Here is a 19,502-nt window from a genome sequence, read left to right as displayed (position 1 = left end):
ATCTTTACACTATAAAATAAATAGTGCAAATAATTATAGAATTTCGCATGCATTAGGTGCAAATTTGTCTTTCCAACCTGTAGCACCAGCTGCATCAATTTCACACTTCCAACCACCTGCAGCTGCACGTTTTAGCATCAATTTAGTACCTTTTACATCAATACCTGCATTGCCACCCATAGTTAGAGTCAATTCAACATTGTTTGCAGTTGCATTGTCAATTTCTAAACCGCTGGTACCAACACTCTCATCAGCCATATTAGAACCAACCCAACCAATAAACTCTTGTGTTTTAGAATCTTGAACGTCTGATTCTTTTAACACTGGCTCTTTACCATTAAAAATAGCAGCTTCTGTTGCTGTTTTTAATGCAGCCACTTCACCATAAACACGAGTAACTTGTGCGCCACTGATGTAGTCATTGTAAGCTGGTAAAGCAATAGCTGCTAAAACACCGATAATTGCGATTACAATCATCAACTCAATTAATGTAAAACCTTTTTGAATTGCTTTCATTTAAAATCTCCTGAAAAAAATAAAATTTTGGAAAAACAAACTTAAAACTTGCTAAACCAAACTAAAAAATTGTTACTTGCCTAATATACTGCAAAGACCATGCCAAAAATAAAACATTTTAATTACAATAACTTATATTTTTAAAATGAAAAACACAATAAAAAAGTGACATTTATTGTCAACAGCTGACTTTTTATATACTATTTATTTATATTTAAAATTTTCTATACAATTAAATATACTACTACATAAATTACTTAATAAACATCCATCAACACCCTTAAGCGTAAAATACAAATAAAATCCCCAAAAAAAATTCAATGATAAAATTTCTAGAAACAAAAAAAGGGCAACTCGTTCAGTTGCCCTTTTCCTTTACTTAAAACTAATCTTTACACTATAAAATAAATAGTGCAAATAATTATAGAATTTCGCATGCATTAGGTGCAAATTTGTCTTTCCAACCTGTAGCACCAGCTGCATCAATTTCACACTTCCAACCACCTGCAGCTGCACGTTTTAGCATCAATTTAGTACCTTTTACATCAATACCTGCATTGCCACCCATAGTTAGAGTCAATTCAACATTGTTTGCAGTTGCATTGTCAATTTCTAAACCGCTGGTACCAACACTCTCATCAGCCATATTAGAACCAATCCAACCAATAAACTCTTGTGTTTTAGAATCTTGAACGTCTGATTCTTTTAACACTGGCTCTTTACCATTAAAAATAGCAGCTTCTGTTGCTGTTTTTAATGCAGCCACTTCACCATAAACACGAGTAACTTGTGCGCCACTGATGTAGTCATTGTAAGCTGGTAAAGCAATAGCTGCTAAAACACCGATAATTGCGATTACAATCATCAACTCGATTAATGTAAAACCTTTTTGAATTGCTTTCATTTAAAATCTCCTGAAAAAATAAAATTTTGGAAAAACAAACTTAAAACTTGCTAAACCAAACTAAAAAATTCTAAAAAATTGTTACTTGCCTAATACATTGCAAAGACCGTGCCAAAAATAAAATAATTTAATTACAATGACTTATATTTTTAAAATAAAAAATGTAATAAAAAAGTGACATTTATTGTCAATAGCTGACTTTTTAAATAACATTTAATAATATTAAATTTACATTAACAAATAGTCACATTTTAAAATAAATATATTTCCCTATAAGTTGTAACGCAATTAAAATAAAAATCACGTCACAACAAAACAGTATATTTTGAGATATGCTCACCTTTAATTTATACTCCTACCTTAACATATGATTAATACAATAAAACCTCAAACAATGACTATTCCTGACCCACCTTTATTTGAACAAAAAATCTGCCCACCTGGGGAAACTTTATTGAGATTATCAAAGCTTAATCAGACAATTGTCTTGACTAATGGTTGCTTTGATATTTTACATCGAGGGCATGTAACCTATCTTGCTCAGGCTAAAGCATTAGGTGACTATTTGGTTGTGGCCTTGAATACAGATGCGTCAGTTAAGCGTCAAGGTAAGGGAGACGACAGACCCATTAATACTTTAGAAAACAGGTTAGCAGTTATTGCTGCATTAGAAAGTGTGGATTTAGTGACATGGTTTGATGAAGATACTCCTTTTCATTTAATAGAAACGATTCAGCCAGATATTTTAGTCAAAGGGGGTGACTGGGCAACAATAGATATTGTGGGTTCAAAAGAAACACTTGCCCGAGGTGGCAAAGTGTTTTCTATTCCATTTTTACATCAAACCTCCACAACCAAAACACTACATGCTATTCGACATACTGCTTTATGACAGATTTTAAACGACTACAGGCTCTGCTTCGCAATGAGCCAACAATTAATTTGAAAAAAGCAGCTGAACTTTTGGCCTTACCTTATGAAAAGGTATTGTCTTTATATTATTTAGCCAAGCATCCAAGCAAAACTGAAGCTTTTTTTGATGCGGACAAAATCAATCAGAAAATGTCCTACACACCTATTGAAGTCAGTGTATTGCCAGAGTGTGTTTCAACCAATCAATACTTGCTGGATCTGGCGAAAAATAAACAGTTAAATCATGGTCAAGCGGTTTTAACCAATAGACAAACAGGTGGAAAAGGCAGACAAGGCAAGCACTGGAGCACTTCTACTGGAGGGAGCTTACCACTTAGCTTGGCTTGGCATTTTCAAAAACCACAACAACAATTATCTGCCCTACCCTTGGTGGTCGCACTGTCTACATGGCAGGTTTTAACAGCCTTAAATATACCTGCACAAATAAAATGGCCAAATGATTTGATGGTTGAACAGGCAAAAATGGGGGGAATTTTGGTTGAAAGCCTTGCTCTTTTAACAGGCACAATGGCTATTATTGGTATTGGTCTGAATTTATTGGCTCCTACCATAGAAGACAGAACCACTTTGGGCATTTGGGATTTTGCCCCACAATGTCAAGCCAATAATTTAGCCAGTTACCTTTTATTGGCTTTAAACCAATCGGTTACCCAGTTTGAACAAGAGGGTTTTGAACCATTTAAAACCGCTTATTTAAATGCCAACAGAGACCACAACAAAAATGTCACACTGTGGCAGAATGGACAAATATTGGCACAAGGCCTCATGTTGGGGGTGAATAACGATGGCGCTCTTTTATTACAAACATCTCAGGGTGAACGATATTTCACCAGTGGACAAGTCAGTTTACGCAGTGAGTCTTCTGAATGATTTTATTACTTGATGCGGGAAACAGCCATTTAAAATGGGCGCAACTATCTGAAGGGACATTAACACCTTTTGATTTTGGTGTTTGTGCTTATACGCATTTGGACACATTTCAAACACTATTAAAGTCGTTACCCAATATAAAGAGCATCATTGGCGTGGCGGTATGTGGTACAGAAAAACAAACACAAATTGATGATTGCAGCCTACAACCCATTACGTGGCAAAAAAGCCAAAAAAGTGCCCTTGGTATCACCAACCATTATGAACGCGAGGAGGAACATGGCCCCGATCGTTGGTTTAATGTATTGGGTGCCCGTTTATTTTGCCCTGATCAACCCTTAATTGTTGTAAGCAGTGGCACAGCCATTACTGTGGATGCCATTACCGATGATCAGCAGTATTTAGGCGGCAGTATTTTACCAGGGATCCACCTGATGCATCAGTCTTTGACCCACAATACCGCTCATTTGAATAAAGCTTTGGGACAACATCAAGATTTTGCACGAAATACAGCCGATGCTATTGTAACAGGTATTATTGATGCAGCATGTGGTGCAATTGACAAGCAAAAATTACGCTTACAACAATTTTGTCAATCAAACCAAGTAAAAACCATTTTAACAGGGGGCAATGCCACAATTTTGCATCCTTTCTTAGACAAAGATACGCAAACCGTAGATAATCTTGTTTTATTTGGTCTGGCGCGTTGGGTAAATCAGTTATGAAAAAAATGAAGTATCTTTTTCTCCTCTTAATCATCATCAATCTATTGGTGTTGGGTTATTTTTTATTGAAACCCAAGCATGGTCGTGAATCAGGGAGTGCGGTATCCTCTGAACAATTACGGGAAATTCACGCTGACTGGCTGACTTTGGCAGAGCCAAATCAACAAAGCAGCGAACCAATTGTTGAGGAAGTGATAGAAGATAATCAGACATTAATAGCAAGTGAAGCACTTTTACCCCAACAGGCTTCTGAAGTGACACAAGCTTTTGAACCAGAAATTGAAAAAAAAGAAGAACCAGAAGTTAAACTATGCTTTGCTACAGTTGAGCTGGATGAAAAATCTTTTGAATCCATAAAAAAACAATTATCGGCTTTTCCTTATCAAACAAAAAAAATTGAAAAAACGAAAAAAGAAGTACCTGCCTCACCAACTGAACATATTTTATACTGGGTTCATTTACCCGCATCGGGCGATATTGAAGCACAAGTAGCCAATTTAAAAGCAAAAGGTTTTGACACCAGCGTTATTGGCAACCAAATTTCAATTGGGCTTTTTCGTAAAGCCAATGGTGCATTAAGTATTAAAGAAAAAGCGTTTAATGCAGGGTTCACTCAAGTGACGATTACAGAAAAAATAAGTACACAACCAGCTCCCGCACCAGAAAGCAGTATTATTGTTTATCAATTACACTTTAAACCAATGGAAGAAAAAGCAGCACAAAATGTACAAGCCATTTTGAAAAAACATGTAAAAGCCAAAGCAAACAAATGCCCTTAAGCGGTATGATGGACTAACTGGCTCAAATTTATGGATGAAACAAACACCTAATTTAAGGATGAGATAAATGAAAAAAACTGTGTCATTGTGTGCTTTAGCTGCTCTATTAATCACAACAGGGTGTACCAGCATGCCACAAAACCATTCAAACTCGGTGACAACAACGGATCTACAACATCGTAATTTTGCATTGCTTCAATTTAATGGTCAAACGTTACCAACTGACAATAAATATAAAAACCCTAACCTAGAATTTGCAGAAGGGATGCATATTAGTGGCGCCGTATGTAACCGTTTTAATGGACAAGCACAATTAAATAATAATGTGCTCAGTGCGCCTAATCTTGCAGCAACCCGTATGATGTGTGAGCCTACTTTAAATCAAATAGAAAGCGCTTTATTCAAGACTTTATCTGATGGTGCAACAATCAGCTTTGATGGCAAAACCCTTACGTTAAAAAACAGTCAAAATACTTTTGTGTATACCATAGCTGATTATGTAAGATAATTTATCCCCTATCCCACGCAAAACAGCAGATACCATAATCTGCTGTTTTTTATAAACACCTTTTGTTTTTGCCTATTGGTTGTTGCCTTAAGTCATCGAAATGATTCAATACATTAAACTTAATAAAAAAATTGTTTGATTTTTACCCAGAAATTGTCTTTATTTAAAACAATCAGTTAAATCAACTCCCTTTAAATGAATAGACATGTTATGATGCGCCCACGTTTTTAGGAAACGGGAAGTAGGTGCAAAGCCTACACTGCCCCCGCATCGGTAATATGTGTTTAATGTATTCGTTAAACTCAGTGCTCAATCGCCACTGTAAATTTTTTATGGGAAGGCCAGCACTTATGCATACAGTCCGAAGACCGTCCTAAGGAACAATAGCCATTTAGGTTTAATTAAGTATCGCGGGGAGGCGATATCTTGGCTGGTTAAATACATCTCTAACCAATTCTTGATATTCTTTCTGCTCTCGGTATCTATATTTTTATATACTTAGGGTACACACACATGAATCAATTATCTGTTCTCAGTTTAAGTCTATTACTGCCAACTGGATTTGTTTTTGCACAATCAACAACCAGCACCACAACCACATTAGACAACAATGATGTTATTGTGACAGCAACGCGTACAGCACAAAAAGTAAGCAATGCACTATCAGATGTCTCTGTGATCACACAATCGGATATCCAAAATAGTGGTAGCCGCTCTGTTTCAGATTTACTCAATAAAGTCACAGGAGTGGAAACATTTTCTTCTGGTGGTCGAGGCAAAGCAACTAATTTATTTTTACGTGGTACATCCAGTGAACAGAGTATTGTATTAGTTGATGGCGTACGTCTTTTTTCTGCCACAACAGGTTCCGCTGCCATTCAACACATTCCCCTAGAACAAATCGATCGAATTGAAGTGGTAAGGGGTTCAACCAGCAGTATCTATGGTGCGGATGCCATAGGTGGTGTGATTCAAATATTCACAAAAAAACCAAGCAATACACATACACAAAGTGCCAGCATTGGGATTGGCAGTCAAAACACTTATGAAGCATCTGCTGGTGCAAGCGGAAAATGGAACAAATTAGGTTATCAAGCCATGGTCAGCCATGATTATACTGGTGGTTTTTCTACCACCAATAAAGACGCCAGCGCTTATGTTTATAATCCTGACAATGATGGTTACCGAAACACGACATTTACGGGCAAATTGGATTATGAATGGTTAAAGGGACAAACAATAAAAGCATCTGCTTATATTGGCAAAAGCAAAAGTGAATATGATGCTTATAAATTTTCAATGGCTTACCCACCCATACCAGCTGATTACAAACAAGATGAAGAACACAGTAAGCTGACCCAATTTACTGTTGAAAGCAGTAATACGCTGATTGATGAACATTTATTCAGTTCGCTAAAATATTCTAAAAGTCAGGACAAATCGAAAAGTTTTGAAAGTGAACGCCCTGACAATACTGGTTTTTTCAACACGACGACAGACAATGTTTCATGGATTTTAAATGGCAAGATCAATACAATCAATGCCATATTTGGTTTAGATTGGTTACGCAGTAAGGTTGATTCAAGCACAATATATGAGAAAGATTCAAGAGACAACAAGGCTGTTTTTATTGGTGCTGATTGGCAATATAAGAACCACTTACTAGAAGGCAGTGCCCGATATGATGATAATGAGCAATTTGGTTCAGCCAGAACAGGGCGAATTGCCTATGGTTATAAATTCACCCCTACTTTATCGGCTAGAGCAAGTTACGCAACAGGGTTTAGAGCACCAACTTTTAATCAGTTATATTACCCTGGTTGGAGCAACCCTGACTTAAAACCTGAAAAAAGCCATAACACCGAAATTGGTTTAACTTATCATCCAGAAAAATTAAAAATTGACTGGGTTGCTTTTCGCAACAGTATTGATAATTTAATTCAATATCAAAACAACCATACTGTGACCAATAATAAAGTAAAAATTAAAGGGACAAGCCTAAGCGTTGCAGCCTCATTAAGTGACAGCGTCATCCTCAAGGCCAATGCCACGTACCAAGACCCAATCGATAAAAACACCAACCAAGTGCTTAACCGCCGGTCACGTGCATTTGGCAATATTGGTGTAGATTATTTGCCTAATGAAGATTGGACGCTTAATGCCAATGTCTATATAAAAGGCAAAGGATATGATTCTTATAGTGATGATATGACTTGGCAAACGGTTTCTGTACGCAATGCGGGTTATGCAACTTTGGATCTTGGGGTACGCTATCAAATGACACCAAGCATCAGTACAAGCTTTACTGTAGAAAATTTGTTTGATAAAGGGTATACCAATGCTTATGGTTACAATACATCTGGTCAAAGTGTTTTTTGGCGTATTAGTTACCAGAACTAATTGATGATGAAATCTTATCTCGTTATTCGCCCAACACAAGACATGCTTTATACTGCAAAACGAAGCATGTCTTGTTTCAGCAAAAATATAATTGCATGTCTTCTTTTTGGTATTTTTGTCATATTTTCCAACTTAGTGTATGCAACGCCTATTTCGATTAAAGATTCTGAAGGCACTATTGTCCGATTAGCGAAACCTGCTACCCGTGTTGTCTCTTTAACACCACACACAACAGAAATGATGCTCAGCGCTGGCGCGGGAACAAAATTAGTAGGCATTGTCAACAGTGCAGACCTAACCAATCAAACGAAAAACATCCCTAAAATTGGAGCCTACAATACAGTCAGCTTAGAAAAAATCTTGCAACAAAAACCTGATCTGGTTTTGGCTTGGACCCATGGCAATCGACACAATGAAATTAAAAAGTTACGGCAAATGGGCATCCCTGTCTATATATCTAACCCAATGGAGCTAAAAGATATTGCCAAAGAAGTGAACGATATGGGTGTTTTAACCGGCCACACAGATATGGCAAAGAAAAACAGCCAACAATTTTTAAACAGACTACACAACATACAAAACACCTATAAAAACAAACCGACAATACGTATTTTTATCCAAGTCAGTAATGATCCAATTTACACCATCAACAATCAAACGTTTTTAGGAAAAATGCTCAGCATTTGTAGCGCACAAAATGTTTTTGCTACAGCAAAACAACCCGCTTTTCCTGTCAGCATGGAACAAGTTGTCCAAACGAACCCTGATATGATTGTGAGCATTAGCCATCAAAACAACTTAGCTCAGTGGAAAAAATGGCCCATCACTGCCAGCAATAAGAATCATTTACTTTTCTTTACAGGAAAACAATTAAGTCGTCCCAGCATAGGGATACTGGATGATTTAATACGTCTGTGTAAACAAATAGATCAGACAAGGACTTAATGAAACACTAGCGCTGTTGACTTCAAAAAGCCAAAAAGCTATGCTTAGGCACTATGAAAACTGAACTGACCTATTTAGAAACCCGAATCGGCACCTTAGTTGCGCGTTTACGTGAGTTGCAAAGCGATAATGCTGCTTTACAGCAGGCGTTGGTACAAACAAAAGATGAGCATGTTCATTTACATGAGCAACATGCTCAATTTCAAGACTTATTGGCACAAAAAGATGCACAATACCAACAACTCAAGCAACAGAACGATTATTTACAAGGTCTGATTGCGCAAAGTATCCATGATATTCAGGCATTAATGAAACACTTACCTGCTCCCGTTATAGAAACTGAGCCAAAAGAGGCTTCACATGAGTAATACAAAAGTAGATGTGTCTATTTTAGGCAGACGCTTTACCATTAATACACCAGAAAGTGAAAAAGAGACACTTATTGAAGCAGTTGACTTATTAAATAATAAAATCAGTCTAATCGCACAAGGTGGGCAAATTATAGACCATGACAAAATGGTTATTATGGCGGCATTAAATATAACCCACAGTTATTTGAAATTAAAAGTCACTGATGACTTGGAAATCAGCACATTTGAGCGTAAAATGAGACATATGATTGAATTATGTGATGAAGCACTAGGTGCTGATACCACAAATGAACTTTAAAGGTTAAATTTCCTCTGCGATGTTCGCGATGACATACATTTCTTTGAACCAATAAGTTCGTTTTCTGGCTGCTAACGCGTATGGTATGCGTGTCGCTTTTCTTGAAAAAGCGCCCAAAAACCATCCAAGGCGGCCAACCTGGTGATCAGGTTCAAACGAATTAGTCAGGACGGCATTGTGGGGGATCCCCTAAAAATTTGTTTATTTTCCTTATTGTTTATACTAAATCTTATTTAACACTATAAACAATTGTCTAAACTTTGCTAAAATCCCCCAATAATCGAATTTCCCCAATTATTTTTCCTCTGTTATGGGAGCATTAAAAGAATGAGTCGAATTTTACTGGTAGATGATGATATTTTGTTGACCGAACTGATCAGTGAGTATTTGAGTGCAGAAGGATTAATCGTCCATGCTGTTCATGATGGGGAAGCTGGTGTCAAAGCAGTCAATGAACAATCCTATGATGTTGTTATTTTAGACTCTATGATGCCAAAAATGAGTGGATTAGATGTTTTAAAAACCATCAGAAGTACCAGCCATATTCCAGTCATCATGTTAACAGCCAAAGGCGATGATATTGATAGAATCATTGGTTTGGAAATGGGGGCAGATGATTATGTGCCTAAACCTTGTACGCCACGGGAATTATTGGCCAGAATTAATGCTATTTTACGACGAACCCAATCTAAAGCCGAAAGTACTATTGAAAATAAAGAGATCACTGTAGGTGCTTTATGCCTTTCTAGCAGTAAACGCCAAGTTAGCTTTAATGACAAGCCACTTGATCTAACCAGCACAGAATTTAACTTATTAGAAGTCTTGGTCAAACATGCAGGACAAGTGGTCAGTAAAGAGACGCTATCAGAAGAGGCTTTAGAAAGAAAATTGGTTAAATTTGATCGCAGTATTGATGTTCATATTTCCAGCATTCGACATAAATTAGGTATGCCAGAATTGATTCAAACAGTCAGAGGATTGGGTTACCAATATATTGTTGAATAACCATGAGCCGTCTATTTTATAGGGTTTTTGCTCTGTTTTGTGTTGTGATTATCTGCTCAGTTGGTCTGACCAGTGCCTCCTTTTGGTTAGTACAAAATAATATAGATGAAAGCAAAAAAATAGATGAAGCCCATAAAAAATCAGAGCTTTTAGGTAATGCTTTGGCAATCTTTTATCTAGATGGTGAGGACGGCGTGACCTCACTATTACAAACATGGCAACAACGCAAAGTACCCTATAAATTATATGTCATTAACGAAGACAATAAAGATTTATTAGGCAGACCCATTCGTAAACAAGCGATCAAAACAGCGAAAGAAAGAGCGTTAAATCAGCCAGTCTATCCATACGCCAGAATTGCCTATAATGATTTTGGGGAATCCTATTTATTCTTTATTGTTAACCCAACACAGGCGGAGCCTCCCCCACCAGACGTACAAAAACGATGGTTTGCAACCATTATTTTTATTATTGCTGGATTGGTTATGGCTTATTTTCTGGCGCGCTATTTGGAAAAGCCGATCAGCGTTTTACATAATGGTTTTGAGCGTTTGGCTGATGGCCATTTAGATACCCGCATCAAGCCCAATATGGGCAAGCGAAAAGATGAACTGGCATTATTGGCCAATGACTTTGACAATATGGCCAATAAATTACAAACACTGGTTGAATCCCAACAACATTTGTTACACCACGTTTCACATGAAATGCGCTCTCCTTTGGCACGTTTACAGGCAATAGTCGATTTAGCCAGACAGCAATCCACTGAACAACGAGAAAAAAACCTGGGTCGTATTGAAGCTGAACTGATTCGCATGGATACCTTAATCGGAGAGTTACTCACGCTTGCCAGATTAGAAACCGATAGCGCCCATATTCAATTAGAAGAGCTTAATATCAATAAGTTATTTGAACAACTCTTAGACGACTGCCATGAATTGGCACAAAAAAACAATCAAACAATTTCATTAGAACAACCTACTGAGCCCATCTTATTTCAAGGCAATGAGGCCTTATTGTATCGCGCCTTTGATAATATTGTGCGTAATGCTTGTCTTTACAGTGGGCAAAACGGCATAGTTTCTATCCATTTAACCCAAAAAAATCAAAACATTATTATTCAAATTCAAGATAATGGCCCAGGGGTTGATGAAGCAGAGATAGCGCATTTATTTGAACCATTTTATCGTGCAGATGCAACCCAACACATCAAAGGTACAGGGCTTGGACTGGCGATTACTCAGCAAATTATTGAGCGCCATCATGGTACCATACGCGCCCAAAATGTGTCCCCCCATGGTCTGATGATGATCATTACCTTAGTAAATTAAACCCTATCATAAGAAAACAACACTTGATAAAGAAAAACATAAATTACGCTGTAAACAAAAGACAAAAAATAGGTCATCAATTATGATGGCGGGTAATCACGACTACGCCAAAAAATTTAACCCCAAATTAACACACGAAATATAAATAAAATTTACCCTTAATTGTTATGCTTCTTATTTTAATTATTGCTTTTTTTGCCTCAATCAGTTGTGCCATTTTATTGGTACGATTTAAACACGTACATGGCCGTTTTTCCATGGATCAGGATGTAACAGGCGTACAAAAGTTCCACACTACCCCTGTACCAAGAATTGGCGGCGTTCCTGTCATCATTGGTTTTATTGCCACTTTAATTTGCGCCATGCTCAAATGGCACAATATAGCCGTATGGCTATTGCTTCTTTCTGCCTTACCTGCTTTTTTTGCTGGTTTAATTGAAGATTTAACCAAAAAAGTAGGGCCTATGCCACGGCTATTGGCCACATTTGTTGCCGCAGCTTTAGGTTTTTGGTTGCTCAATGCAGGCTTGTCCCGTTTAAGCTTACCCGGTATTGATTATGTTTTACACCAATACTGGGCGTTTTCTTTAATCCTGACTATCGTCGCTGTTGGTGGCATTGCCCATGCACTTAATATTATTGATGGCTACAATGGGCTTGCCAGTATGGTGGCAATGTTAATCTTTTTAGCCTTAGCCTATGTTGCCTATAAAGTAAATGATTCTATTTTATGTGGTGTTTCTCTTGGGCTGGTTGGTGCCATTGGGGGATTTTTTGTACTCAATTATCCTAGAGGTTTAATCTTTTTTGGCGATGGGGGCGCTTACTTAGTGGGCTTTTTAGTTGCAGAAATTTCCGTTTTACTGGTTATGTCTCACGAAAAAGTATCCCCTTGGTTTCCAATGTTATTGGTCATTTATCCAGTTATGGAAACGCTATTTTCCATTTACCGTAAGAAATTTATCCGCAAAATGTCGCCCGGTTTACCAGATGGTCTGCATTTACATATGTTGGTGTATAAACGACTGGTTCGCTGGGCAATTGGTTCGAAGGAAACAAAAGATATGCTGGAGCGCAATAGTTTAACCTCCCCTTATCTTTGGGCTTTAGCAAGTTTATCGGTGGTTCCTGCCTGTTTATTCTGGGATAATACGCCCATATTGATTTTATTTTGCTGTTTGTTTGTCATGGGTTATATATGGATTTATATGATGCTGATTCGTTTCAAAACCCCTAAGTGGTTGATCATCAGAAAAAAATAATTTTATATCGCACTCTTGAAACTCAACTATTTACCCACATCTTGTAAACATCATTTAATTCTGAGCAATTTATTGCTCGTTTTTATTAATACCTAAGCACCTAGAAAAGTGCTTCATTTTTTAGATAATTTAATGGAGAGAGTATATATGGCTATTCGTCCTTTACATGACCGCGTGGTCGTAAAACGTTTAGAAGCAGAAGAAAAAACAGCTTCAGGCATTGTATTACCAGGTGCAGCAGCAGAAAAACCAGACATGGGTGAAGTGATGGCTGTAGGTAATGGCAAAATACTTGAGAATGGTGAACGTCGTCCATTAGATGTACAAGTAGGAAATAAAGTAATTTTTGGTAAATACGCAGGCCAAACCGTTAAAGTTGATGGTGAAGAAGTGATGGTTATGCGTGAAGAAGACATCATGGGTATTGTTGAATAAACAAACACAAAGATTTAAAGAAATATTCTAAAATTCAGGAGACAAAAACATGGCAGCTAAAGACGTACAATTTGGCAATAACGTGCGACAAAAAATGGTTAACGGTGTCAACACACTGGCTGATGCAGTAAAAGTAACATTAGGCCCTAAAGGTCGTAACGTTGTATTAGAGCGCTCTTACGGTGCGCCAACCATCACTAAAGATGGCGTGTCTGTTGCTAAAGAAATTGAACTTAAAGACCGCTTTGAAAATATGGGCGCACAAATGGTGAAAGAAGTTGCCTCAAAAACTGCGGATGAAGCAGGTGATGGTACAACAACAGCAACCGTTTTGGCTCAAGCTATTGTTAAAGAAGGTATGAAATTTGTCGCAACTGGCATGAACCCAACAGATTTAAAACGTGGGATCGATAAAACAGTTATTGGCTTGGTAGAAGAGTTAAGCAAAATCTCTAAACCTTGTACAACATCAAAAGAAATTGCTCAAGTAGGTTCTATTTCTGCAAACTCTGATGAAGACATTGGCAAAATTATTGCAGACGCAATGGATAAAGTAGGCAAAGAAGGGGTGATCACTGTTGAAGATGGCAAATCTTTAAACAACGAATTAGATGTTGTAGAAGGTATGCAATTTGATCGTGGTTACTTATCTCCTTACTTTATTAACGAACCAGAAAAGCAAATTGCTGGAATGGACAACCCATTCATTTTGCTTTTTGACAAAAAAATCAGCAACATTCGTGACTTACTGCCTGTTTTGGAACAAGTGGCCAAATCTAGCCGTCCTTTACTGATTATTGCAGAAGATGTGGAAGGCGAAGCATTAGCGACTTTAGTGGTTAATAATATCCGTGGTATTTTAAAAACCGTTGCGGTTAAAGCACCTGGTTTTGGCGATCGCCGTAAAGCAATGTTAGAAGATATTGCTATTTTGACTGGTGGTACTGTTATTTCTGAAGAAGTTGGTTTAAGTTTAGAAAAAGCGACTTTAGAAGACTTAGGTCAAGCAAAACGTGTTGAAATTGGTAAAGAAAACACCACCGTAATTGATGGTGCAGGGGATTCTGCTGCCATTCAAAACCGCGTTGCTGAAATTCGTCAACAAATTGAAGTGGCAACAAGCGACTATGATAAAGAGAAACTACAAGAACGTGTTGCTAAATTAGCAGGCGGTGTTGCAGTGATTAAAGTAGGCGCAGCAACTGAAGTTGAGATGAAAGAGAAAAAAGCACGCGTAGAAGATGCTTTACATGCAACCCGTGCAGCAGTTGAAGAAGGTATTGTTGCAGGTGGTGGTGTTGCATTGCTTCGTGCACGCACAAACTTAGGCAAAATTGACTACACCAATTCAGATCAAGAAGCTGGTGCACGCATTGTTTTAGCGGCAATTGAAGCGCCTTTACGTCAAATTATTGCTAATGCAGGCGATGAGCCTAGCGTTGTGGTCAATAAAATTTTAGAAGGTAAAGACAACTTCGGTTTCAATGCTGGAACAGGCGAATATGGCGATATGATTGAAATGGGTGTATTGGATCCAGCTAAAGTCACTCGCTCTGCTCTTCAATTTGCCGCTTCTGTTGCAGGCTTAATGTTAACAACTGACTGCATGATTGCGGAAATTCCAGAAGACAAACCAGCAATGCCAGACATGAGTGGCATGGGCGGTATGGGTGGTATGGGCGGCATGATGTAAATCCGATCCCATCAAAAAACAAAAGCAGCTGATTTGTGTCAGCTGCTTTTTTTATATACTTCTTGTTCTGATGAATATTTTTACTCAAAAAATCTTAAGCACAACACCCCTTTTTTAACAATAATTGCTTTATAATGATTTGCTCAATACTTTTCTTATATTCCCCAACTTAAAGGACAGTTATGACTATAAAACGCCATTTAACTGAAACTCGTTTTTCTGAAGCTGTGATTAGCTCAGACCTTATCTTCTTATCTGGTCAAGTTCCCACTAATATCCATGATGATATCAAGGCACAAACAGCCAATGTATTGGCACAGATCGATACACTTTTACATGATTTGGGTTCAGATAAGACTCGATTAATTGATGCGACTATTTTCCTAAAAGATTTTATTGATTATGATGAGATGAATGAAGTATGGGATAGGTGGTTACCAGAAGGATATGCACCTTGCCGAGCCTGTGTACAAGCCAACTTGGCAAAACCCGAATGGAAATTAGAAATTAAAATTATTGCCAAAACAAAATAAAACTTAATTTAATCACGGATAGGACACAATTATGTTGACTCAAAAAAAATGGTTGGCACCAATCATACTGGCCAGTCTTCTTGCCTTAAATGCTTGTCAAAAATCTGAAACCACACAAAATGCCAACAGTGGCGCAAGTGAACCGACAGCGACCAATACAACTATTGAATTTAAAGCGGCCACTGACGCAGCTTATGCCCCATTTGAATTCCAAGACACAGATGGCAAATTAACGGGGTTTTCAATTGAAGTGTTAGAAGCCGCAGGACAAAAAGCAGGCTTTAATATCAAAATGGTACAAAAATCTTGGGAAGGTATATTCAATTCTTTGGATCAAGGTGATATTGATATTGTCGCAGCCAGTGTGACAATCACAGATGAGCGCAAACAAACCATGGATTTTTCTGATCCTTATTTTGAAGCCACACAGCTGATTGCCATTAAAGATGACAATACAAGCGTACACTCTTTTAATGACTTAAAAGACAAAACGGTTTCTGTGCAAAATGGCACAACAGGTGACATTGTGATTCAAAAATTACAAGGGAAAACCAGCACCAATATCAAACGCTTTGAAAGTATGCCTTTGGCGCTAAAAGAAGTCGCAGCAGGTGGTGTAGAAGCCTCGATTGGAGACTTTGGGGTGATGGAAAATTTTGTTAAAAATAACCCAGATATCCATTTAAAAACCATGATGGACAATACTTTTGAAAAAGAGTTTTATGGTTTTGCGGTTAAGAAAGGACGCCCTGACTTAGTGGCAAAAATCAACGAAGGCCTAAAAATAATTCATGACGATGGCACTTACGATGAAATTTATAAGAAATATTTCGGCGAGAAAAAAGCCACAGCACCTTCTGCTCAAGCAGCCTCTGCTGTCTTAGATACGCAATAAACAAATGAAGCGGTACAATTGTACCGCTTGATCCAAATGTATTTCATCAATAATTAATCACAAAAGGAAGCACATGCTGTTGAAACAAAGAAAATGGCTTATGGCCTCTTTATTTGCATTAAGTTTACTGGCATTAACGGCCTGCCAAAAATCAACCACAGATGATCAAACTAAGACAAGCGCATCTGACTTAACCCATAATGTGATTGAATATAAAGTAGCCATTGACGCCAATTATGCCCCTTTTGAATCACAAACAGAAAATGGTGAAATAGTCGGCTTTAGTGTCGATATTCTTTCAGCAATGGCGCAAAAAGCGGGTTTTAAAGTAAAATACATCAACACTGCCTGGGAAGGTATTTTCAATACACTCGAGCAAGGGGATAGTGATATTGTATCCTCTAGTGTCACCATCACAGATGAGCGCAAAAAATCCATGGATTTTTCTGATCCTTATTTCGAAGCCAGCCAACTGATCGCTCTTAAAAGCAACAATACAGACATCACTACTTTGGATGACTTAAAAAATCATGTAATTTCTGTTCAAAATGGCACAACAGGTGATATTGCTGCACAAAAAATTCAAGGGAAAACCAGTACCCACATCAAACGTTTTGAAAGTTTGCCTTTGGCACTAAAAGAGTTAGCAGCAGGTGGCGTTGTTGCCTGCATTGGCGATTTTGGTGTCGTCGAAAATTTCATCAAGAACAATCCTGAAGTATCATTAAAAACCATTTCAGATCCAGCATTTGAACAAGAATTCTATGGTTTTGCAATAAAAAAAGGGCGTCAAGATATACAGGATAACCTTAATAAAGGGCTAAAAATGATCAAAGAAGATGGCACATATGATCAAATTTATCGGAAATATTTTGGTTCTAAAAAAGACAACACACAAACAGCATCAACAGCTTCTCATCAAGAAACGATGGTATCTGACGTTTCTGCCATACAGTGAAAGATCTATTTCGTTGGCTACCTGATACACTCAGGTAGCCTTTTTACATAAGAACATACCGTTTAGCTGTAATCTCAGTTACAATTATCTGTTCATTATCAGGGTCATTATATATTTATGAATAAAGACGAATTTGCGGATAATCATTTTATTCGTACGATTATTGAAGAAGACTTAAAAAATAAAGTATGCGAAAAAATTGCCACACGTTTCCCCCCAGAGCCTAATGGTTATTTACATATTGGTCATGCAAAATCTATTTGCCTGAACTTTGGTCTGGCTACGATTTATGATGGCACATGCAATCTTCGCTTTGATGATACCAACCCAGAAAAAGAATCTGACGAATATGTACGCGCCATAGAAGAAGATGTTCATTGGCTAGGATTTGAATGGCACAAAGAAATACACTTTGCATCCAATTACTTTCAAGCTTTATTTGACTATGCCATCACCTTGATTAAAGAAGGTAAAGCATTTGTATGTGACTTAAATGCAGAGCAAATGCGTGAATATCGTGGAAATTTAAAGGAGCCTGGAAAAAATAGCCCCTATCGTGATCGCAGTATTGAAGAAAATTTAGATTTATTTGAGCGCATGAAAAATGGCGAGTTTGCCGATGGCAGTAAAACACTGCGATTAAAAATCGATATGGCATCAGGTAATTTAAATTTAAGAGATCCTGTTATTTACAGAATCCGCCGCGCACATCACCATCGTACAGGCGATAAATGGTGTATTTACCCCATGTATGATTATACTCATGCCATTTCTGATGCTTTAGAGAATATTACCCACTCTTTATGTACATTAGAATTTGAAGACCATCGCCCTTTATATGACTGGGTCATCGAAAATGTCCATTTACCCAATCATGCTCGCCCACGCCAATATGAGTTTTCTCGCCTAGAGTTATTGTACTCAATCACGTCTAAACGCAAACTCAATCAGTTGGTGCAACAAAACCATGTATCTGGTTGGGATGACCCACGTATGCCAACCATTTCTGGCATGCGCCGCCGTGGTTATACCCCTTCGGGGCTGCGTCTTTTTGCTAAACGAATTGGTATTTCAAAAAGCGAAAATATTATTGACATGAGTGTGCTTGAAGGCGCTATTCGTGAAGATCTGGAAAACAATGCGCCAAGAATGATGGCAGTATTGCGTCCACTCAAAGTGACTTTAACCAACTTTGAAGAAGGCAAAACAAGTTCTCGCGCTGCCCCCTATCACCCTCACCATCCAGAGTTTGGTGAGCGTATAATTCCCATAGCACAAACAATTTATATTGAAGAAGATGATTTTTCACTTGATCCACCCAAAGGTTGGCAACGGTTAACTTTAAATGGTGAAGTTCGTTTACGTTATGGCTATGTAATCAAATGTGATCAAGTGGTACAAGACAACACGGGAAAAGCGATAGAGCTTAAATGCAGTATCGACCATGATACTTTAGGTAAAGCACCAGAAGGCAGAAAAGTTAAAGGTGTGATTCACTGGTTGTCAGCTGAGCATGCTGTTGCGGTAAACGTTAGACTATATGATCGTTTATTTACGGAGGCTCGCCCTGATGCAATAAGAGCTGAAAATGGTCAATATAAAGACTTTACTGAGTTTTTAAATCCTCACTCTCTGGAAGAAATCCAAGCATGGGCAGAGCCTATTGCTGGGGAATTGGCAGCAGAAACACGCTACCAGTTTGAACGTTTAGGTTATTTTGTAACAGACCGCTACGAACATCAAAAAAGTAGCCCTGTCTTTAATCGAACGGTTTCTTTGAAAGACAATTGGAAATAATCAAGTAGCCAGATAATATCAATTATCTGGCTACTTAGCTTTCCATACAAAATAAACTTATGGGAAACGGTTGATGAGTTTAATCATTTGGATTATTTTTTTTACTGCCAATAGCTTATTCTGGAAATGGCTTATTAGCTGGGGCGGTGCAGAAAAACTGAATGATACTTGGTTTGGCGCATTCATGTTTGCACCATTTAGTTGGAATGAAGAACAAATCAAACTATTTGCCCAAATATCGTGGCTGCTTGAAACTATTTGGTTTATTCTGGGATTATTCAAACCTGAATTACGTTTTGCCTAAAGTATGCGATAAAATCCCAATCATCTTAAGTAACTGGGAT

The 19,502-nt window shown here is 37.8% G+C and carries 21 protein-coding genes, 1 other RNA gene and 1 riboswitch; of the genes, 20 read left to right on the top strand and 2 right to left on the bottom strand.

Annotation, left to right across the window (positions count from 1 at the left end; all coding sequences use genetic code 11):
- Positions 1-33 precede the first annotated feature (33 nt).
- Positions 34-516, bottom strand: a complete 483-nt coding sequence (locus AADH04_RS09390; protein WP_434777028.1) for a pilin — start codon at positions 514-516, stop codon at positions 34-36.
- Between the two features lie 421 nt (positions 517-937).
- Complete coding sequence (locus AADH04_RS09385) at positions 938-1,420, bottom strand: pilin (protein WP_434777027.1); 483 nt, start codon at positions 1,418-1,420, stop codon at positions 938-940.
- A 394-nt stretch (positions 1,421-1,814) separates the two neighbouring features.
- Between AADH04_RS09385 and rfaE2 the strand changes: the two genes are divergently transcribed.
- The 20 genes from rfaE2 (at position 1,815) to AADH04_RS09285 (ending at position 19,462) form a co-directional block, all read left to right on the top strand.
- Positions 1,815-2,312 carry a D-glycero-beta-D-manno-heptose 1-phosphate adenylyltransferase gene (gene rfaE2, locus AADH04_RS09380; protein ID WP_434777026.1) on the top strand — a complete coding sequence of 166 codons (498 nt, stop codon included), beginning with the start codon at positions 1,815-1,817 and terminating at the stop codon, positions 2,310-2,312.
- Entirely contained in the window at positions 2,309-3,223 is a 915-nt protein-coding gene (locus AADH04_RS09375) for a biotin--[acetyl-CoA-carboxylase] ligase (RefSeq protein WP_434777025.1), read from the top strand. Before rfaE2 ends, AADH04_RS09375 begins: the two co-directional genes overlap by 4 nt.
- Positions 3,220-3,948: a type III pantothenate kinase gene (locus AADH04_RS09370; RefSeq protein ID WP_434777024.1), complete on the top strand. Its 729-nt coding sequence runs from the start codon at positions 3,220-3,222 to the stop codon at positions 3,946-3,948. The genes AADH04_RS09375 and AADH04_RS09370 overlap by 4 nt, the downstream gene beginning before the upstream one ends.
- A complete protein-coding gene (locus AADH04_RS09365) occupies positions 3,945-4,727 on the top strand; it encodes a hypothetical protein (protein WP_434777023.1) in 783 nt (260 codons plus the stop codon). The genes AADH04_RS09370 and AADH04_RS09365 overlap by 4 nt, the downstream gene beginning before the upstream one ends.
- A 67-nt stretch (positions 4,728-4,794) precedes the next feature.
- Positions 4,795-5,235 (top strand): META domain-containing protein, encoded by a 441-nt coding sequence (locus AADH04_RS09360; protein ID WP_434777022.1) that lies wholly within the window; start codon positions 4,795-4,797, stop codon positions 5,233-5,235.
- A gap of 197 nt (positions 5,236-5,432) precedes the next feature.
- Positions 5,433-5,626, top strand: a riboswitch (cobalamin riboswitch).
- A gap of 122 nt (positions 5,627-5,748) precedes the next feature.
- Positions 5,749-7,635, top strand: coding sequence for a TonB-dependent receptor domain-containing protein (locus AADH04_RS09355; RefSeq protein WP_434777021.1), 1,887 nt, complete (start codon positions 5,749-5,751; stop codon positions 7,633-7,635).
- 3 nt (positions 7,636-7,638) lie between these two features.
- Positions 7,639-8,580: a cobalamin-binding protein gene (locus AADH04_RS09350; protein WP_434777020.1), complete on the top strand. Its 942-nt coding sequence runs from the start codon at positions 7,639-7,641 to the stop codon at positions 8,578-8,580.
- Positions 8,581-8,633: 53 nt separating this feature from the next.
- Positions 8,634-8,948 carry a hypothetical protein gene (locus tag AADH04_RS09345; RefSeq protein WP_434777019.1) on the top strand — a complete coding sequence of 105 codons (315 nt, stop codon included), beginning with the start codon at positions 8,634-8,636 and terminating at the stop codon, positions 8,946-8,948.
- Entirely contained in the window at positions 8,941-9,249 is a 309-nt protein-coding gene (locus AADH04_RS09340; protein ID WP_434777018.1) for a cell division protein ZapA, read from the top strand. The genes AADH04_RS09345 and AADH04_RS09340 overlap by 8 nt, the downstream gene beginning before the upstream one ends.
- Before the next feature lie 8 nt (positions 9,250-9,257).
- Positions 9,258-9,437: non-coding RNA, 6S RNA (gene ssrS, locus AADH04_RS09335), on the top strand.
- Between the two features lie 139 nt (positions 9,438-9,576).
- On the top strand, positions 9,577-10,254 hold the full coding sequence (locus AADH04_RS09330) for a response regulator transcription factor (RefSeq protein ID WP_434777017.1): 678 nt from the start codon (positions 9,577-9,579) through the stop codon (positions 10,252-10,254).
- Between the two features lie 2 nt (positions 10,255-10,256).
- Positions 10,257-11,585, top strand: a complete 1,329-nt coding sequence (locus AADH04_RS09325; RefSeq protein WP_434777016.1) for an ATP-binding protein — start codon at positions 10,257-10,259, stop codon at positions 11,583-11,585.
- 167 nt (positions 11,586-11,752) lie between these two features.
- Complete coding sequence (locus tag AADH04_RS09320) at positions 11,753-12,847, top strand: MraY family glycosyltransferase (protein WP_434777015.1); 1,095 nt, start codon at positions 11,753-11,755, stop codon at positions 12,845-12,847.
- Between the two features lie 147 nt (positions 12,848-12,994).
- Positions 12,995-13,282 carry a co-chaperone GroES gene (gene groES / locus AADH04_RS09315; protein WP_434777014.1) on the top strand — a complete coding sequence of 96 codons (288 nt, stop codon included), beginning with the start codon at positions 12,995-12,997 and terminating at the stop codon, positions 13,280-13,282.
- Between the two features lie 49 nt (positions 13,283-13,331).
- Positions 13,332-14,975, top strand: a complete 1,644-nt coding sequence (gene groL / locus AADH04_RS09310) for a chaperonin GroEL (protein WP_434777013.1) — start codon at positions 13,332-13,334, stop codon at positions 14,973-14,975.
- 182 nt (positions 14,976-15,157) lie between these two features.
- Positions 15,158-15,508, top strand: coding sequence for a RidA family protein (locus AADH04_RS09305; protein WP_434777012.1), 351 nt, complete (start codon positions 15,158-15,160; stop codon positions 15,506-15,508).
- Positions 15,509-15,539: 31 nt separating this feature from the next.
- Entirely contained in the window at positions 15,540-16,403 is an 864-nt protein-coding gene (locus tag AADH04_RS09300) for a basic amino acid ABC transporter substrate-binding protein (protein WP_434777011.1), read from the top strand.
- A 100-nt stretch (positions 16,404-16,503) separates the two neighbouring features.
- Positions 16,504-17,361, top strand: coding sequence for a basic amino acid ABC transporter substrate-binding protein (locus tag AADH04_RS09295; protein WP_434777010.1), 858 nt, complete (start codon positions 16,504-16,506; stop codon positions 17,359-17,361).
- A 117-nt stretch (positions 17,362-17,478) separates the two neighbouring features.
- Positions 17,479-19,158, top strand: coding sequence for a glutamine--tRNA ligase/YqeY domain fusion protein (locus AADH04_RS09290; protein ID WP_434777009.1), 1,680 nt, complete (start codon positions 17,479-17,481; stop codon positions 19,156-19,158).
- A gap of 73 nt (positions 19,159-19,231) precedes the next feature.
- Positions 19,232-19,462, top strand: coding sequence for a hypothetical protein (locus tag AADH04_RS09285; RefSeq protein ID WP_434777008.1), 231 nt, complete (start codon positions 19,232-19,234; stop codon positions 19,460-19,462).
- The last annotated feature ends 40 nt before the right edge of the window (positions 19,463-19,502 follow it).

Source organism: Neisseria sp. Ec49-e6-T10 (genome assembly GCF_051132615.1).
Taxonomy (GTDB): Bacteria; Pseudomonadota; Gammaproteobacteria; order Burkholderiales; family Neisseriaceae.
Note: the sequence above shows the minus strand (reverse complement) of the source record. Positions and strands in the feature narration are given on the sequence as shown.

Bases quoted from the DNA above. Each gene is read 5' to 3' on its own strand.
- AADH04_RS09390 (WP_434777028.1), bottom strand. From the start codon at position 516: ATGAAAGCAATTCAAAAAGGTTTTACATTAATTGAGTTGATGATTGTA.
- AADH04_RS09385 (WP_434777027.1), bottom strand. From the start codon at position 1,420: ATGAAAGCAATTCAAAAAGGTTTTACATTAATCGAGTTGATGATTGTA.
- rfaE2 (WP_434777026.1), top strand. From the start codon at position 1,815: ATGACTATTCCTGACCCACCTTTATTTGAACAAAAAATCTGCCCACCT.
- AADH04_RS09375 (WP_434777025.1), top strand. From the start codon at position 2,309: ATGACAGATTTTAAACGACTACAGGCTCTGCTTCGCAATGAGCCAACA.
- AADH04_RS09370 (WP_434777024.1), top strand. From the start codon at position 3,220: ATGATTTTATTACTTGATGCGGGAAACAGCCATTTAAAATGGGCGCAA.
- AADH04_RS09365 (WP_434777023.1), top strand. From the start codon at position 3,945: ATGAAAAAAATGAAGTATCTTTTTCTCCTCTTAATCATCATCAATCTA.
- AADH04_RS09360 (WP_434777022.1), top strand. From the start codon at position 4,795: ATGAAAAAAACTGTGTCATTGTGTGCTTTAGCTGCTCTATTAATCACA.
- AADH04_RS09355 (WP_434777021.1), top strand. From the start codon at position 5,749: ATGAATCAATTATCTGTTCTCAGTTTAAGTCTATTACTGCCAACTGGA.
- AADH04_RS09350 (WP_434777020.1), top strand. From the start codon at position 7,639: ATGATGAAATCTTATCTCGTTATTCGCCCAACACAAGACATGCTTTAT.
- AADH04_RS09345 (WP_434777019.1), top strand. From the start codon at position 8,634: ATGAAAACTGAACTGACCTATTTAGAAACCCGAATCGGCACCTTAGTT.
- AADH04_RS09340 (WP_434777018.1), top strand. From the start codon at position 8,941: ATGAGTAATACAAAAGTAGATGTGTCTATTTTAGGCAGACGCTTTACC.
- AADH04_RS09330 (WP_434777017.1), top strand. From the start codon at position 9,577: ATGAGTCGAATTTTACTGGTAGATGATGATATTTTGTTGACCGAACTG.
- AADH04_RS09325 (WP_434777016.1), top strand. From the start codon at position 10,257: ATGAGCCGTCTATTTTATAGGGTTTTTGCTCTGTTTTGTGTTGTGATT.
- AADH04_RS09320 (WP_434777015.1), top strand. From the start codon at position 11,753: ATGCTTCTTATTTTAATTATTGCTTTTTTTGCCTCAATCAGTTGTGCC.
- groES (WP_434777014.1), top strand. From the start codon at position 12,995: ATGGCTATTCGTCCTTTACATGACCGCGTGGTCGTAAAACGTTTAGAA.
- groL (WP_434777013.1), top strand. From the start codon at position 13,332: ATGGCAGCTAAAGACGTACAATTTGGCAATAACGTGCGACAAAAAATG.
- AADH04_RS09305 (WP_434777012.1), top strand. From the start codon at position 15,158: ATGACTATAAAACGCCATTTAACTGAAACTCGTTTTTCTGAAGCTGTG.
- AADH04_RS09300 (WP_434777011.1), top strand. From the start codon at position 15,540: ATGTTGACTCAAAAAAAATGGTTGGCACCAATCATACTGGCCAGTCTT.
- AADH04_RS09295 (WP_434777010.1), top strand. From the start codon at position 16,504: ATGGCCTCTTTATTTGCATTAAGTTTACTGGCATTAACGGCCTGCCAA.
- AADH04_RS09290 (WP_434777009.1), top strand. From the start codon at position 17,479: ATGAATAAAGACGAATTTGCGGATAATCATTTTATTCGTACGATTATT.
- AADH04_RS09285 (WP_434777008.1), top strand. From the start codon at position 19,232: ATGAGTTTAATCATTTGGATTATTTTTTTTACTGCCAATAGCTTATTC.